Origin of the sequence: Pantoea latae, from assembly GCF_002077695.1 — a bacterium.
Lineage (GTDB): Bacteria > Pseudomonadota > Gammaproteobacteria > Enterobacterales > Enterobacteriaceae > Pantoea > Pantoea latae.
Genome location: NZ_MWUE01000033.1, coordinates 237,499 through 252,047, shown reverse-complemented (window position 1 = coordinate 252,047; position 14,549 = coordinate 237,499). Strand labels below are relative to the sequence as shown.

Here is a 14,549-nt window from a genome sequence, read left to right as displayed (position 1 = left end):
GTTGAAATCATTATTGTTTTCAGAGGTTTTTTAACGTCGGGTAACAGGCAAATACCCGACGTATGACGTTTATAACGTAAAGTGATCGCGGAACTGCTGAAGCGCCGCCGTGCTATCGCCGCTGGCCCAGCCCTCCATGGCGACCGTACCGCTGTAACCCATCTCCTGCAATGCACGGGCGATGGCGCGATAGTTTATCTCACCTGTTCCCGGCTGCTGGCGTCCCGGTACATCGGCAACCTGAATTTCCCCGATAGCCGCACCGCAGCGCCGCATCAGTTCAATCAGATTCCCTTCGCCAATTTGTGCATGGTAAAGATCCAGATTCATCTTTAGCCCTGGGCTGTTGACGGCCTCAACCAGCGCCAGCGTATCGGCCGCCAGAGCAAACGGCGTGCCGGGATGATCAACCGGAAGGTTAAGGTTCTCGAGGGTGAAAACCCGCCCGGCACTTTCTCCGAGCTGCGCGATCTGGCGCAGCGTATCGACGGCCTTCAGCCACATGGCGCCGCTAACTGTCGCAACGGGCTTTACCGGCAGGCCGCGATCGTTAAGGCCTGTGCCATGCAGATTAAGCACAGGGCAGTTGAGCCGTGCAGCCACCGACAGCGACGCTTCAGCGCTTTGCAGCAATTGCTGAATTTCCGCATCGTCGGTGAGATTACCGCTCAGATAGCCGGTCATGGAGGTAAAGCGTGCGCCGGTCGCCGCCAGCGCCGCGATATCCTTGTTGGCCCAGCCCCAGATTTCGACGCCAAAACCCAGTTCATGAATGCGTTTCACGCGCTCGATAAAGGGCAGTTCGAGAAAGACCATTTCAGCGCATACGGAGAGTTGATAACCAGCCATCAGCGTCCTCCCAGTGTGACAGGTTGGTTGCGCTTAACAGATTCAATGCAGGCCAACGCGATTTCCAGTGCGTTACGCGCATCTTCACCGGTCGCGCGCGGCATTTCTCCACTGCGGACACAGCGGGCGAATTCAGTCATTTCCGCCACATACGCTTCGCGCAGTAAATCCGAATCCAGCCGCGAGGTGTCGACAGCGATACCACTGGCGGTGTAACGCACGCAGTGATTAGCATTGATATGACCCGCCTGCAGCATGCCTTTGCTGCCAAAGACCTCACCGCGCACGTCGTAGCCATACACGGCCTGAAAGTTCGCTTCGGCGATAGCGATAGCACCGTTATCGAAGCGGATAGTCACCACAGAGGTATCCAGCAGGCCTTTATTTTTAAAATCCGGTCTTACCAGCGCATCTGCCAGCGCATAAACCTCAACCGGTTTCGCGCCGTGATTGAAATGCAGCAGCGTGTCGAAGTCGTGTATGAGCGTTTCGAGGAATATTGTCCATTGCGGAATCGGTGCCGGATCGTGCAGGCCCGGATCGCGCGTCACCGAACGGCTAAGCTGGGTTGTACCATTCTCGCCATTTTTTACTGCTGCAATTGCCGCAGCAAACCCGGAATCGAAGCGACGATTAAACCCTACCTGTAACACCACACCCGCCTGTTTTGCCGCGGCAATCGCGCGATCTGCCTCCTCCAGCGTAACGGCCATCGGTTTCTCGCAAAACACATGCTTACCGGCATTCGCAGCGGCAATCACCCATTCAGCATGGGTGCGTGCCGGGGCAGCGATGGCAATGGCATCGATCTCTGCATCCTGAAGAAGCGCATGCAGATCGCTGTACGCTTTGCTGACGCCCAGCCGGGTAGCCAGCTTTTCCGCTGCGCCGGGAAAGGGATCGGCAATCGCCGCCAGGGTTGCGCCGGGCACGCGATACGCCAGATTTTCAGCATGGAAGCTGCCCATACGGCCCGCGCCGATTAACCCTACACGCACTGTTTGCTGGTTCATAAAAAACTCCTTGTTATTTCGCTTTCGCCCATGCGGGCGAGGAAGGTTGTTGATCAGATCGCTGCGCCTCTGCGGCGAAACGACGAGATTTGGAGAGCATCAGCGGCTCGATATGCTCAAGAGAAACGCCTCGGGTTTCTGGTAAAAAGCGGCGGACAAACCAGAACGCCACCAGACACCCCACGGCGCACAGCATCAGCGGGAAAGCCCCATGAAAGTGATCCATCAACACCCGGCTGCGGTTCATCATCGGGAAACTCTGGGTAACGATAAAATTCGCGAGGTACATAGAAGCGAATGCAAAGCCCATCGCCACGGCGCGGATGCGGTTGGGAAAGATTTCAGAGATCAGTAGCCAGGCACCGAGGCTCCATGACAGGCCAAAGATCAGGACAAAGGCCACCAGCCCCACCACTGGCAGAATCCCGCCCGCCTCGGTGATAAACGCCCAGGCGGTAAACATCAGACAGAGCGCGCACCCCAGCGCGCCCCAGCGCAGCAGCGGCATGCGCCCTGCGCGGTCAATGGTGCTCAGGCAAACGGCCACACCAACCAGCAGCGCCAGGCCAAGGAAGATGCTCTGGAACAGCGAGGCCTGAGTACTGGCGGTGATGTTTTGCAGCAGCGAGGGGGCGTAATAGAGAAGAATGTTGATGCCAGATATCTGCTGCAAAATAGCGATGGCGCAGCCAATCAGCAGGATATAGCGGGCGCGCGCATCGCGCAGGATGCCGCGCTGGCTGGCGGAGGCATGGTCGTGCTGATTGGCCGTCAGGATTTCCTGCAGCAGTCGTTCAGCGTGCTGCGCATTCGACAGCCGGGTCAGCACCGCGCGGGCGCGCGCTGTTTTGCCGTTCAGCGCTAGCCAGCGCGGTGACTCCGGCATAAACGGAACCAGCAGCAGAAACAGCGCACAGGGCACCACGCCAGAGGCCAGCATCCAGCGCCAGCCCTCGCTGACAATCCACTGATGCGACATACCGCGCGCGATCAGGTAGTTAACGATATAGACCGCTACCTGTCCGCCCACCATCAGCATCTGCTGCAGGCCGAGCATGCGCCCGCGCCAGTCTTTCGGGGAGACTTCGGCGATATACAAGGGCGTAATCGCCGAGGCCATCCCAACCGCCAGACCGCCCACCAGCCGCCAGAGAACAAACTCCGTCAGGGTGCTGGCCAGCGCTGAGCCAGTCGCTGAGAGCACAAAGAGGATGGCGGTCACGATTAGCGTGGATTTGCGGCCAATACGATCGGAAACATAACCAACGCCCCATGCGCCAGCGATGCAGCCGAGAATGACATTAGAGACCGCCCAGCCGCTCTCCAAGGGCGTCAGCGCCAGATGTTCTGTCAGCGGTTCAATCACGCCCGAGATCACCGACGCGTCATAGCCCAGAATCACACCGCTGAGTGAAGCGATGCCACAGATAAACAGAATCAACCGTAAATTATGTTTGCGCATAAAGACTTATTTTCCTTATCTCATTCAAGTCACCTCTTTGCATCCTTCATTGCAAAGGCGATGCCAACTGAAATCAGGGTAATTTTGTGAGCGTTCGCACGGCTTCAGCTCACAAGTTGGCAACAAAATTTACATGCCAACTTAACATGTCAATAAAATGGACATTTCGTTCAGTGGGAGAGGTCGGTGAAACAGCAACGGTTATTGAGTGATGAGAGCGATGCGATTTTTAGCCTGCCAGACAGAGCGGAAGCTGACAGCCTGGATGCGCTGTTATGGCAAAGCTGGCAATCTTTTATGCAGGGTGAACAGCCCTCAACGCTGCGGTACAGCATTTTGCAGTCATGGCAGCGTTCGCAGCAGCAGGCCATCGATCCCTACAGCTTTATCTATACCGCCCCGCCTGCGCATGAGCTGGACGCCATCCTTGAACACAACGCCGAACTGATTCTGGTGGCGCGCAGCATCATGGAAAATTTGCTGGCCTATAATCCAGACGGCCATATCAACCTGACCGACGCGCAAGGCGTCACGCTGCATTTTTGCGGCGCGGATCTGACGCCCGTTGGCAGCATCCTGCGCGAAGAGGTGCTGGGTACCAACTGCACCGCGCGCTGTCTGATTGAACAGCGGCTGGTGTACGTGCTGAGCGGGGAAAACTGGAAGATCAGCCTGCGTAAACGTCGCCGTCAGTGCGCCGCCGCGCCGGTACGCGACGCCAGCGGCCAGCTAACGGGCGTCCTGACCCTGACCGCCACGCCGGAAAACTTTAACGCACATACTCTGGGTACGGTACAGGCGGCGGCAGAAGCAATCGGGCAGCAGCTCATGCTGAGGCGTTTGCTGGCGGAACAGCAGTCCATCCTGGAAACCCTGAATGAAGGGGTGATCGTCTGTGATAAACAGGGCCGCATCAAAACGCTTAACCGCTATGCGCGCCAGATATTCAGCGGGCTTGATCCGCAGGGGACATCGATTGACGAACTGCTGCGTCCACAGGGTGGATCGCTGCTGACCATGCCGTTCTGTAATGACCGTGAGCTGCAGTTTATGCCGGAAGGTTTGGCTCCCCTCTCCTGCCTGCTCTCGCTGATGCCCGCGCCGGATGGAGGGCGCGTTCTCTCTCTGCGTGAAAATCAGCGTATCCGCGCCATTACGCGCAGGGTCATGGGCGTGAGCGCCAGTTACACCTTTGAGATGATTCGCGGCCATGCGCCACGCATGCAGCAGGCAATTCAGAAAGCACGCGCCAGCAGCCGCACCGACAGCACGGTGCTGCTGAGCGGCGAAAGCGGAACCGGCAAAGAGCTGTTTGCCCAGTCGATTCACAACGCCAGCCCGCGCCAGCAGGAAGCCTTTATCGCGCTTAACTGCGGCGCCTTACCGCGCGATCTGGTTCAGAGTGAACTGTTTGGCTATGCAGATGGCGCCTTCACAGGTTCACGTCGGGGTGGTTCAGCAGGCAAGTTTGAGATAGCTGACGGTGGAACCCTTTTCCTTGATGAAATTGGCGAGATGCCGCTTGAAGCGCAAACCAGCCTGCTGCGGGTGCTGCAGGAGAGTGAAGTGCTGCGCATCGGCGCAGCGCAACCGGTGAAGGTCAACGTGCGTATTATTGCGGCAACCCATTGCAATCTGCTTGATGCCGTAGAGAAAGGCGCTTTTCGGCGCGATCTCTACTATCGCCTGAACGTCATCTCACTGGAGATCCCTCCGCTGCGTGACCGGCGTGAGGACATTCCAGAACTCGTCAACACGTTCATTCAGGCACTGTGCGCACGTCTGAAACGCATTCCGCCCGTCGTCGCGCCGGATGCTATGGCGGGGTTGCAATCATGGGATTGGCCGGGAAACGTGCGCGAGCTGGAAAACGTGATCGAGCGCGTGGTTAACCTGTGTGAAGGGTTAGAGATCACGCGTGCAGAGCTTCCTGAGTCGCTACTAAACTCAGCCGTCAATAATGTGAATGAAGACAGGCAACCTTCTCTGCAAAATCTGGAACGCGCACATATCCTGCAGGTGATTGATGAACAGCAGGGGAATCTGCGTCAGTCTGCACAGCAGTTAGGTATCTCACGCACCGCGCTGTATAACAAACTTAATGCCTGGAAAATAGATTATCGCGCATTAAGAAAAAGCGCTCGTTGAACGTAGCGAGTGATGTAGCGGATATGGGACGCTGATGTGTGCCACGCCCCGTGTGCATGAGGCAGCCTGTCGAAGGGCTGCTTCGCATCAAGGCTGCTGGTTGAGGCTTATCAGGCTGCGACAGCAGATGGGGAAGTATCAATGGGCACGCCTGACGTAAAAATCATCCTTGTTCGGTTACGCCTCAACATTGATACTCCCGCCATAACTATCTGCACATTATGCAGCCAACCAACGACTACCCGATTTATTTACCTGCTGACATCGACATCTGCTGGGCGGCCTTCAGATGCTCCTCAACCACTGGGGTATGCGCGTCGGCCAGCGTCTTCACATCGGGATCCTTAATTTTTTTGGCGTCGCTTTGCAGCGTCGACAGCACCATCTTATGGTCTTTAGTGCCAGCGTTTTGCATATACATCTTGTCAAAGGCGGCGCCGCTCTCTTTTTCCAGCTTCATTGCCATCGCCTTGTGCTTAGCGTCCGGCTCAGTCGGCAGCGTAACGCCCTTTTGCTGGGCCACCGTCTGGACTTTAGTCAGCGCGCTGCTGTGGTCTTCCACCATTTTCTGCGCGAAGGCTTTCACTTCGCTGCTTTGCGCCTTGCTGAGCGCAATTTTGGCGGCGGCCACTTCATTGATATTGGCCTGCGCCATATCCTTCAACGCTTTTTCGTCGCCGGCGCTGAGCTTGCCGTTCGATGCGGTCTGGCCTGCGGCGCCTGTCTGCGCGGCGCTCGTCGGCGTCTGGGCCTGCACGCCAGCAGCATTGAACATCGCAACAACTGCCGATACGGCCAGCAGCCCTTTCAGGGTTTTATGCTTGTTCATGGTGTTCTCCTGAGGGTCATAGGTAGGGTTCGTATAAGGTATTTATGGTGCGCAGCCTGGTAGGTAAATGGCAGCTGCAACAACGAGTATAGTGGATCAATGATTTGAGACAGCCGTTGAGGAAAGCTTCTGAAGGCGGACGACAGATGATGACCTCGTTGATAGAGGGGCCAGGAGATAGCTATAGCGGCATCGTTGCCCTGACCGATCAGACAGGCTCTGTGTTGGCGCGATAAGTGGGCATATCATAATGAAATAACTGAAACCTTAAACACCTGCTGAGTAAAAGCCAGGGTGTCGTTATTATTAGCAGACTCCAGCCGCAGATGGCCGGATATTAATAAGCACCCTTATAATAAGGGTGTAAATATTAATCCATCACACTTTCAGCTATATTACAGCCATAAATTATTAGAGAGCGGGCTGGATGATAATAAACCTTTAGCGCCACTCTGATTTATTCCCCCTTATTTTCCAGGACAATTCTGGTTGAGTGTAAATCTGTGTCAATGCTAATTTGGCCTTTCTTTTTTGCTCGTCTTTTTCCAGGGGAATATATGCACCCACGTATTACGCATCTCGATGGCATGCGAGGCTTAGCGATCCTGATGGTGATTGCTTATCACGCCTATGCAAGATGGCCTGAATTATTACCTTATGCGGCGACGACACAACATATCCCACTATTTGCATTTGGCTGGGTGGGGGTTCAGTTATTTTTTATGATCTCCGGATTTGTCATTTTTATGACGCTGGATAAATCGCGTAGTTATGGTCATTTCCTGAAAAAACGCTGGCTGCGCCTGTTTCCAGCCATGTTGGTTGCTACCCTTCTGCTCTATTTTACTGCCGGATTCTTTCCTGAATGGTCAGAGCATACGCCGGAAAGCAAGAATCTTATTCCCGGACTCATCTTTGTTAATCCTGAAACCCTGACGCAACTTACCGGCATCGAATTCCGCTCGATGGCGGGATCGTTCTGGTCGTTATATGTCGAAGCGCTATTTTATCTCATCATCGGCGCTGTCTATTTCACTGCCGGACGAAAATATTGCCTTCCGGCGCTCATCGTTCCAATGCTATTACTTTCCGCATCGTCGGTACTGAAATCCCTCGGCCATCCACTCTTGATTGATGTTATTTCAAAGTTCGGCTTTATACATTACGCCTGGTTTATGGTGGGCTGTCTGGTTTATGAGCGCTTACACGGACGCGATAAAGGCTATCACTATGCGCTGGTCATCCTGGCCTTGCTGATCAACTTTAGCTATTACGTTAAAAACAACGGTGTTATGACGATCGTACCGCTAGTAGTGGTGATGCTCTTTTTTATCGCCAGCTTCTACTCAAAACAGATGGAGCGCTGGCTCTCGGTGCGTTTTTTCACCGCCATCGGTTTTGTCAGTTATGCGCTCTATCTGATCCATGAAAACCTGCTGATCGCCATGATGGTCAAGTTGAATGTCCATATCAAAAATGAGGCAGTGATGATAGCGCTGCCCGTGGTGGTCGCTACCGCGCTCTATTACGTTGCCTGGCTTATTACCCAATACGCTGAGCCGGCGCTGCGGAATGCGCTAGGTCAGGTCGTTGATCGTCCGGCCAGGGCGTAGGATCTGATCACTCGCCGCGTCCTGGATAACAGCGCTAGCCTGAGCAGGCTGAAAAAGTTTTCAGCCTGCTCAGAAAAATTCCTCCCCCAGAAGAGACGCCGTTGGCAGCGCTGAACAGTGTGATAATCTTCATTATCCGCTAGTAGCGATTAACAAGCTGGATCTAAACGGCACAAGTAAATATGATTCCTGCCGTTATAAGCAGCATGCCCTGGCGAGAACTATCACTTGATGAGGCACTACAGCAGCAGCATATTTAGCATGATGAAACGCTAAGCAGACCAGGCAGTCTGTGGAAAAGGAGAGGAAATGCTTTTCGCATTACGATTTACCGATCACCCAACAGCATTTGATGTCAGAAAAGCGTATCTTCATCCACATCTGGCGTGGTTGAAGCAAAAAAAAGATGTGGTTAAGGCGGCCGGTTCACTGCGCGAGAAAAATAGCGATCGTCCGGTTGGCGCGCTGTGGATAGTTGAGGCTGAAAATGAAGAGCAGGCCTTATCAATATTTGCAGACGATCCTTTCTGGCTACATGGCTTACGCGCATCTGTTGAGGTGTTATCCTGGAGTCTGGCCTTTGAGGATATGCTTAATCATTAATCTCCTTTTGGTGAAGCGACAGCGTTGTTCTAAACGGATAGCACTGCCTGATGCAGGCAAGCACCATTGCGGGTCTTATCCGCCATACGGATGCAGCGCTATCAGGTGACAGGCCAAAAATCTGACCAGGCTGTGCACATTATTAATTCAGTCACGGGAAAACGTCGCTGATAAAAGCGCCCTTTATCAAACCAACCGCATAAAACCCAATCCTCCTGGCATTCAAGCACCACCATGGTTCTCTTTCTTTTTCGACGTCGAACCAAGGTTCCCGCGTTAATCATGTTGATGTCCTGTTAGCACATCTTCATCATTAACGTCGGAGTTCGACAGTACCGCTCTGACAATAAAATCATTACTCTTTCTGAGATCGTCGATAGCAGGCTGAATTTTGCCATATATCCGCATGCCTTCGAGCATCATAAAAATAGTTTGCGCCATCACGCCTGCGTCCTCATCCTGACGAAAAACGCCCTGCGCCTGGCCTTTCCTTAATACTTTCTGCAGATCGTTGATTATATTTTTAAATTTAGAAGAGACTTTGCTTTTAACCTGTTCGTCGCCCGGTAAGCATTCGCTGGCTGCCGCAATAGTGAAACACCCTTTCTCTCCATCAGGGGCAGAAGATAGCAGCGCTACATACTCAAGGGTTTCACGCAATGCCGCTTCTGGTGAGACCTCGGCATGTCGTTGCGCTCTTCGGGACGCGCCTTCATCCATGTAGTGTTGCAGCGCAGCCAGATAAATGGCTCGCTTGTCTGGATAAAGTTTATAAATGCTGGCGCTTGCCAGACCTGATGCCTTCATCAGGTCTGACAGCGAGGTTGCCCGATAACCCTTTACCCAGAAGCATTCGAGCGCGGTGTTCAAAAATTCTTTGGGATCAAACTCTCTTGGCCTGCCAACAGATGGTTTCATTTGCTTCTCCTGGGCTGATGATGAATTGTAGATCGAACAATCTACAATTGAAAGCGCTGATGCAACGCAGGCTTTTGCACTCTACTCTGCCCGTGATGACATGCCCGCGCTGTCCCGGCAGCAGACGCTAACCCGTTGAAAAAGTGCAGCGGTGAACAGCTTTGCCGTCACCAGTCAGTCTTTACCTGGCACTGCCAGAGATTTTTTGTACCCATAAAGAGGCCAGTTTATTAGATTTTTCATATACTCATGAGCGTGAATAAGGTAATCCGCAGATAACCTGAATAAGAAAGGTTACTGTTTTTTTTGACTTGTCTGACAACGTGGTTGTTGGCTGAATATAAGGGAAAATAATGCCTTTGTTATTTGGTGAGTTATCTGGCGCGCCATCATGGGTGCCTGCTGTATTGCTCGTCACGCTCTCGCTCGCCGTGGGTTTTTTAACGCGTTTTATCCTTCTCCGCTTCATTCGTTACTGGCAAAGCCGTGACCGTAAGCTATTTAAATCCCTTGAAAAGCATCTGCGCGGCTCGATGTTTCTTTTTATTCCTTTACTGCTGATCAATCTGGGGATTAATTATGTCAACGTCCAGCCAGAATCCCTTAGCTTTATTATTACAACCGTTAATATATTCATCATTCTCTCTTTCTGTTCGATTTTAATTCGCTTTATTAATGTCGCGCAGGATATGCTTTTCATCCGCTATGACATTAATATTTCCAATAATCTGCGCGCGCGGAAAATACGCACGCAGATCATGTATGTTAAAAAGGTCGCTATCGTTGTCCTCGTTACGCTCTGTCTCTCCCTGATCCTTCTCAGTTTTCCTGGAGTGAGAAAATTCGGCACCACTATCCTGGCGGGCGCCGGGGTGGCCGGTATCATCATTGGTTTTGCGCTGCAAAAATCGCTGGTTAACCTGTTTGCCGGCATCCAGATCGCCTTTACCCAGCCGATAAAAATTGACGATGCTGTGGTTGTGGAAAAAGAGTGGGGCTGGATTGAGGAGATCAATCTGACGTATGTGGTGGTGCGTCTCTGGGATCTTCGCCGGCTGGTGTTGCCGATCACCTACTTTACCGAAAATCCGTTCCAGAACTGGACGCGTACGAATGCGCAAATTTTGGGCACTGTTTTTCTTTATCTCGACTATTCCATGCCGTTAGAGCCTCTGCGTCAGCATTTTGAAAAAATACTCAATGAAACCAAACTCTGGGATCGGGAAACGCAGGTGCTTCAGGTGACCGACACCACTGAAAAAACCATGACGGTCAGATTGCTGATGACGGCGCAGAATTCTCCCACCGCTTTCGATTTACGCTGCTACGTGCGGGAAAAAATGATTGAGTTTGTTCAGCAAAATTATCCTCAGAGCCTGCCGCGTATAAGGGCGACGCTGAATAGTGATGATGCCTGACGAGCGGACGCTCTCGCCTGATGCGGGTTTTGCGCCCGCATCAGGCCGACATAATGCTGGCAATGCAATTTTCTGATACGGATACGTTCAGAGCAGGATGCGCTCACTGTAGCGAAGAAACTCATTAATACGATCCCGCTGCCGGATAAATTGTGTTTCTAGCATCAACCAGTAACGAGCGCTGCATTGCTGACGACGAAAACCGCGTAATAACTGAAGGCCGGGAAAGGCCCCGCCGTGAAAACTCAGATCGGGATGGAAATCATCGCTGGCCCGATAACGGGCTCGATGCCATAACCCAACGGCTTGAGCCAGCGCAGAAGATTGACAACTCTCTCTTCTAACCAGCGTCATCAGGGCGGCAATCCGCTCGTGCAACGGGCTCAATGAAAACGTCGGGTCAATTTCATTTTGCAGTTGTGTCAGCGCTTCGTCCATCAGCGTCAGATATTGCAGGGCATCCAGTGGCAGCGTCTCTTCAACCAGTAGCGACTCTAGCCAGTGCTGATGAATACGAAAATCCCGCCACAGGTGATTTTCATCGACCTTGTCTAAGGTATCTTCCTCCGTGTGCCACCACCAGCCTCCCCCGCTACCCGGAGAGAGTGATTGCCGCTGTTCAGGCACCTCACGTAAGGAAAAATGAAGGGGAATACCTAACCCCCAGAAGGACTGATCTGCTCCTTTACCGAGGGGCGTTACGCGGTCCGCTGCTTCGCCAGTGGTAACAACAATGGCCTGATTGAGCCAGGCAACGGATTCTGCGCCGCTGGCATTAATCACTAATTTTGATCCGCCCATGCAGCCTGGTGAATCGACATTAATATGTGCAATACAGTTGTGCATGAGCTGTGAGCGGAAGCGATCGGCATACCATGTTGAGCCGCCGTAGCGGCCATTGGAATGGCCCGGCCAGAAAGCGATACGTATACCCCGCTTCAATACCTGACCATGAAACAGCGCAGCCAGGGCAAGGCAAAGGGCATTGCCCGTGGCATTGTCTGTCACGCCCTCGTGCCATGAGTCGTAATGGGATGAGAGCAGGACAAATTCATCACTGCTGCCGGACAGCTCGACGACCGGCAATGAGCAGGACGCGACATGTTCATCAAGAAGCGTGGTGATATGTGCCTGGAGTGGAGCCGCTGATAACTGCGCTCGCAGGCGGGAACCATCCTGCTGGTTAATGCTAATCACCGGAATAGCAGGGTAACGCTGCATATCATCAGGTACTGGCGTGCCCCAGACAGGCCCCACCGTTTCTTCATGGAGCGCCGCTTCGGCTGATCCCCAGATATGAATGAGCCCCAGGGCACCCGCGTGCATCAGGCGCTGCACGTACTCCTCAAAGCCCTGGTCGGCAAGCACCAGTTTACCGCGTACGCTCTCTGCCCAGGCAGCCAACGCATTTTCAGGAAGAAAATCCAGCGATCGTGCATCATAAAATAATTCGGCTTCTACCCCGTTGGGGCAACTGGCAGAAAACGAACGTGTTTTAGCGTCAATCCGCTGGCCCGCTACAGTCAATGAGGCATCCAGCGGATCGCTCAGCCAGAGGTTGCAAAAATTACGCCGAAACGGAATGGCCCGCGCCCGTAGCTGTTCACAAAGCCAGTCAACACTTTGTTCCGCGTCTGCGCTACCTGATAGCCGATGCAGATGCTGAAACTGCGACAGCGTCTCATACATCAGCTTTTTCAGATCACTGATTAACACGAGCGGGCTCCATGCGCGTGACTTTCATCTCCAGATCGCCAAAATAATGTTGTTTCACTCTCTCCCACGTGCCATCCGCCATGATTTTCGCCAGGCCTTCATTCAGTAATTTTTGCGTTTTTTCATCACCTTTACGCACACCGTATGCAGAGCCAATGCTAAACAGCTTATCGTCACGCACTTCCGGGCCTGTCAGCACGAAATCCTTGCCTTCAGGCTTATTCAAAAAACCGTAGGTGACGGCGACACCCGGACTCAGCGCACCATCGAGTCGGCCTGCTGCCAGATCCTGATAGATGGAGTCCTGATCGGCATACATCACAATATCCACGCCTTTGGGCGCCCAGAACTGATTCACGTACATTTCCTGGATCGAGCCCTGCTGAACGGCGATATGTTTACCCTGCAGCGACACGGCATCAGGTTGTAAATTGCTGCCTTTGCGCGCCACCAGTTTAGTGGGGATATGATAAATAAAGTCACTGAAGTCGATAGACTTACGACGTTTTTCCGTCGCGCCAAGAGGAGAAATGAAATCGACTTTTTTGGCCATCAGAGAGGGAATTTCAGCATCAAAACTGCTGACAACATATTCGCAGGTGATATTTACCGCTTTGCAAACCGCATTGGTAATGTCTATTTCAAAACCGGTGGGCTTACCCGAGGTATCACGATACTGGAATGGCGGATAACTCAGATCGGCCGCGACGCGTAAAATGTTATTCGCTGCGAATAACGGACTGCTGAAGGCGAGGGTTAACGCTGCCATCATAGGTAGGGTTATTTTCATATTATTTCTCCTGCGAAACGGATGATTGCCAGGCGAGAAACTCATTGCGCACGTTCTTTAACGTATCAGCCTGCTGAAGGTCTAACGTGGTCATCGCCAGGGCGCGGGCCGCATTCAACATGGCTTCAATCCCACGGTCTGACGCCGCAGCGACCGCAAACTCAGGTGTATGAGGGATAACATCGCCAATGCGTAAATAAGGGTGGATCGCGGCGGTGAGCTGACTGACGTTGCCAATATCCGATGAGCCCACGCCGCCGCGTTCCGGCGCAGCCTCTGCTGCCAGACCGAGTTGCTCGAGATTGGCCTGAAACAGACCCGCCAGCGTCAGGTTGTTATTCCGCTCCGCGTAGGTTAGGCCCTCCTCGATTTCGAGGCGTGCTCCGCTCATCGCCGCTGCGCCCTGCGCGGCGGCGAATACTTTGCTGCGCACGGTCTGCAGCCCGCTCACGCTAGCGGCACGCATCAGGAATTTCGCTTCGGCATAAGCAGGAACAATATTGGTGGCGCTCCCACCGTGCGTGATGATGCCATGCACTCTCACATCATCGGTGAAGAACTGGCGCAAGGCGTTAATTCCGACAAATGTCTGAATAACCGCATCCAGCGCACTGATGCCCAGATGCGGCGCCGAGGCAGCATGTGACGCTTTGCCATAGAATTTGAACGTGGCATCGACACAGGCCAGCGCACCGCGGGTCATCATATTTTTTTCGCGTGGATGGAACATCATGACCGCGTCGATACCGGAAAACACGCCGTTATCAGCCATGATAATTTTTCCTCCGCCCTCTTCTTCCGCTGGCGTGCCGATCACTTCAAGCACGCCGGATTGCAGCGTGCCGCTGGTTGCCAGTGCAACAGCGGCAGCAACCGAAGCGGTGCCAATCAGGTTATGTCCGCAGGCATGGCCAAGTTCTGGCAGCGCATCGTATTCAGCCAGCAATGCCACATGCGGGCCAGGCTTCCCGCTGTCTAAGCGGGCGCGAAATGCCGTCTTAAGTCCGGCCACACCGCGGGTCACGGAAAATCCCGCGGCCTGCAGGGGAGCCTGTAACGCGGCGCTGGCATGATGCTCTTCGAAACTCAGTTCAGGCTGCGCATGAATATCGCGCGCCAGAGTGGCCATTTGCTGGCTAATCTCTTCGATCGCAAAAAGGATTTTATTTTTTTGTTCGAGCATGGTGCAT

Annotated in this window: 12 protein-coding genes; 4 read left to right on the top strand and 8 right to left on the bottom strand. The window is 53.3% G+C overall.

What is annotated here, in order from left to right:
- Positions 1-69 precede the first annotated feature (69 nt).
- The 3 genes from B2J69_RS21050 to B2J69_RS21040 are packed head-to-tail and all read right to left on the bottom strand — an operon-like array spanning position 70 to position 3,324.
- On the bottom strand, positions 70-849 hold the full coding sequence (locus B2J69_RS21050; protein ID WP_081142013.1) for a TIM barrel protein: 780 nt from the start codon (positions 847-849) through the stop codon (positions 70-72).
- On the bottom strand, positions 849-1,862 hold the full coding sequence (locus B2J69_RS21045; RefSeq protein WP_081142011.1) for a Gfo/Idh/MocA family oxidoreductase: 1,014 nt from the start codon (positions 1,860-1,862) through the stop codon (positions 849-851). The genes B2J69_RS21050 and B2J69_RS21045 overlap by 1 nt, the downstream gene beginning before the upstream one ends.
- A gap of 13 nt (positions 1,863-1,875) precedes the next feature.
- Complete coding sequence (locus B2J69_RS21040) at positions 1,876-3,324, bottom strand: sugar porter family MFS transporter (protein WP_081142009.1); 1,449 nt, start codon at positions 3,322-3,324, stop codon at positions 1,876-1,878.
- Positions 3,325-3,510: 186 nt separating this feature from the next.
- On the opposite strand from B2J69_RS21040, the gene B2J69_RS21035 reads away from it, so the two are divergent.
- Positions 3,511-5,472, top strand: coding sequence for a sigma-54-dependent Fis family transcriptional regulator (locus tag B2J69_RS21035; RefSeq protein WP_081142007.1), 1,962 nt, complete (start codon positions 3,511-3,513; stop codon positions 5,470-5,472).
- 247 nt (positions 5,473-5,719) lie between these two features.
- Here the strand turns inward: B2J69_RS21035 and B2J69_RS21030 are convergent, their stop codons facing one another.
- Positions 5,720-6,301 (bottom strand): DUF4142 domain-containing protein, encoded by a 582-nt coding sequence (locus B2J69_RS21030; RefSeq protein WP_081142005.1) that lies wholly within the window; start codon positions 6,299-6,301, stop codon positions 5,720-5,722.
- A gap of 557 nt (positions 6,302-6,858) precedes the next feature.
- Here B2J69_RS21030 and B2J69_RS21025 point away from each other — a divergent pair.
- On the top strand, positions 6,859-7,914 hold the full coding sequence (locus B2J69_RS21025; protein ID WP_081142003.1) for an acyltransferase family protein: 1,056 nt from the start codon (positions 6,859-6,861) through the stop codon (positions 7,912-7,914).
- 309 nt (positions 7,915-8,223) lie between these two features.
- Positions 8,224-8,517: a YciI family protein gene (locus tag B2J69_RS21020; protein ID WP_081142000.1), complete on the top strand. Its 294-nt coding sequence runs from the start codon at positions 8,224-8,226 to the stop codon at positions 8,515-8,517.
- A gap of 276 nt (positions 8,518-8,793) precedes the next feature.
- Here B2J69_RS21020 and B2J69_RS21010 read toward each other — a convergent pair whose 3' ends face one another.
- The gene (locus B2J69_RS21010) at positions 8,794-9,435 is read right to left on the bottom strand and encodes a TetR/AcrR family transcriptional regulator (RefSeq protein WP_081141996.1); all 642 of its coding nucleotides are present in this window, start codon (positions 9,433-9,435) and stop codon (positions 8,794-8,796) included.
- Between the two features lie 353 nt (positions 9,436-9,788).
- Here B2J69_RS21010 and B2J69_RS21005 point away from each other — a divergent pair, with 353 nt between their 5' ends.
- Complete coding sequence (locus B2J69_RS21005; RefSeq protein WP_081141994.1) at positions 9,789-10,853, top strand: mechanosensitive ion channel family protein; 1,065 nt, start codon at positions 9,789-9,791, stop codon at positions 10,851-10,853.
- 87 nt (positions 10,854-10,940) lie between these two features.
- Here B2J69_RS21005 and B2J69_RS21000 read toward each other — a convergent pair whose 3' ends face one another.
- From B2J69_RS21000 to B2J69_RS20990, 3 genes are read right to left on the bottom strand one after another with little or no spacing between them, the layout of a single operon-like run.
- Positions 10,941-12,569 (bottom strand): M28 family peptidase, encoded by a 1,629-nt coding sequence (locus B2J69_RS21000; RefSeq protein WP_236722761.1) that lies wholly within the window; start codon positions 12,567-12,569, stop codon positions 10,941-10,943.
- Positions 12,556-13,359, bottom strand: a complete 804-nt coding sequence (locus B2J69_RS20995) for a transporter substrate-binding domain-containing protein (protein ID WP_081141992.1) — start codon at positions 13,357-13,359, stop codon at positions 12,556-12,558. The genes B2J69_RS21000 and B2J69_RS20995 overlap by 14 nt, the downstream gene beginning before the upstream one ends.
- Position 13,360: 1 nt before the next feature.
- The gene (locus tag B2J69_RS20990) at positions 13,361-14,542 is read right to left on the bottom strand and encodes a M20 family metallopeptidase (protein ID WP_081141990.1); all 1,182 of its coding nucleotides are present in this window, start codon (positions 14,540-14,542) and stop codon (positions 13,361-13,363) included.
- Positions 14,543-14,549: the final 7 nt, after the last annotated feature.

Excerpts from the sequence above, each read along its gene's own strand:
- B2J69_RS21050 (WP_081142013.1), bottom strand. The coding sequence starts at position 849 with ATGGCTGGTTATCAACTCTCCGTATGCGCTGAAATGGTCTTTCTCGAA.
- B2J69_RS21045 (WP_081142011.1), bottom strand. The coding sequence starts at position 1,862 with ATGAACCAGCAAACAGTGCGTGTAGGGTTAATCGGCGCGGGCCGTATG.
- B2J69_RS21040 (WP_081142009.1), bottom strand. The coding sequence starts at position 3,324 with ATGCGCAAACATAATTTACGGTTGATTCTGTTTATCTGTGGCATCGCT.
- B2J69_RS21030 (WP_081142005.1), bottom strand. The coding sequence starts at position 6,301 with ATGAACAAGCATAAAACCCTGAAAGGGCTGCTGGCCGTATCGGCAGTT.
- B2J69_RS21025 (WP_081142003.1), top strand. The coding sequence starts at position 6,859 with ATGCACCCACGTATTACGCATCTCGATGGCATGCGAGGCTTAGCGATC.
- B2J69_RS21020 (WP_081142000.1), top strand. The coding sequence starts at position 8,224 with ATGCTTTTCGCATTACGATTTACCGATCACCCAACAGCATTTGATGTC.
- B2J69_RS21010 (WP_081141996.1), bottom strand. The coding sequence starts at position 9,435 with ATGAAACCATCTGTTGGCAGGCCAAGAGAGTTTGATCCCAAAGAATTT.
- B2J69_RS21005 (WP_081141994.1), top strand. The coding sequence starts at position 9,789 with ATGCCTTTGTTATTTGGTGAGTTATCTGGCGCGCCATCATGGGTGCCT.
- B2J69_RS20995 (WP_081141992.1), bottom strand. The coding sequence starts at position 13,359 with ATGAAAATAACCCTACCTATGATGGCAGCGTTAACCCTCGCCTTCAGC.
- B2J69_RS20990 (WP_081141990.1), bottom strand. The coding sequence starts at position 14,542 with ATGCTCGAACAAAAAAATAAAATCCTTTTTGCGATCGAAGAGATTAGC.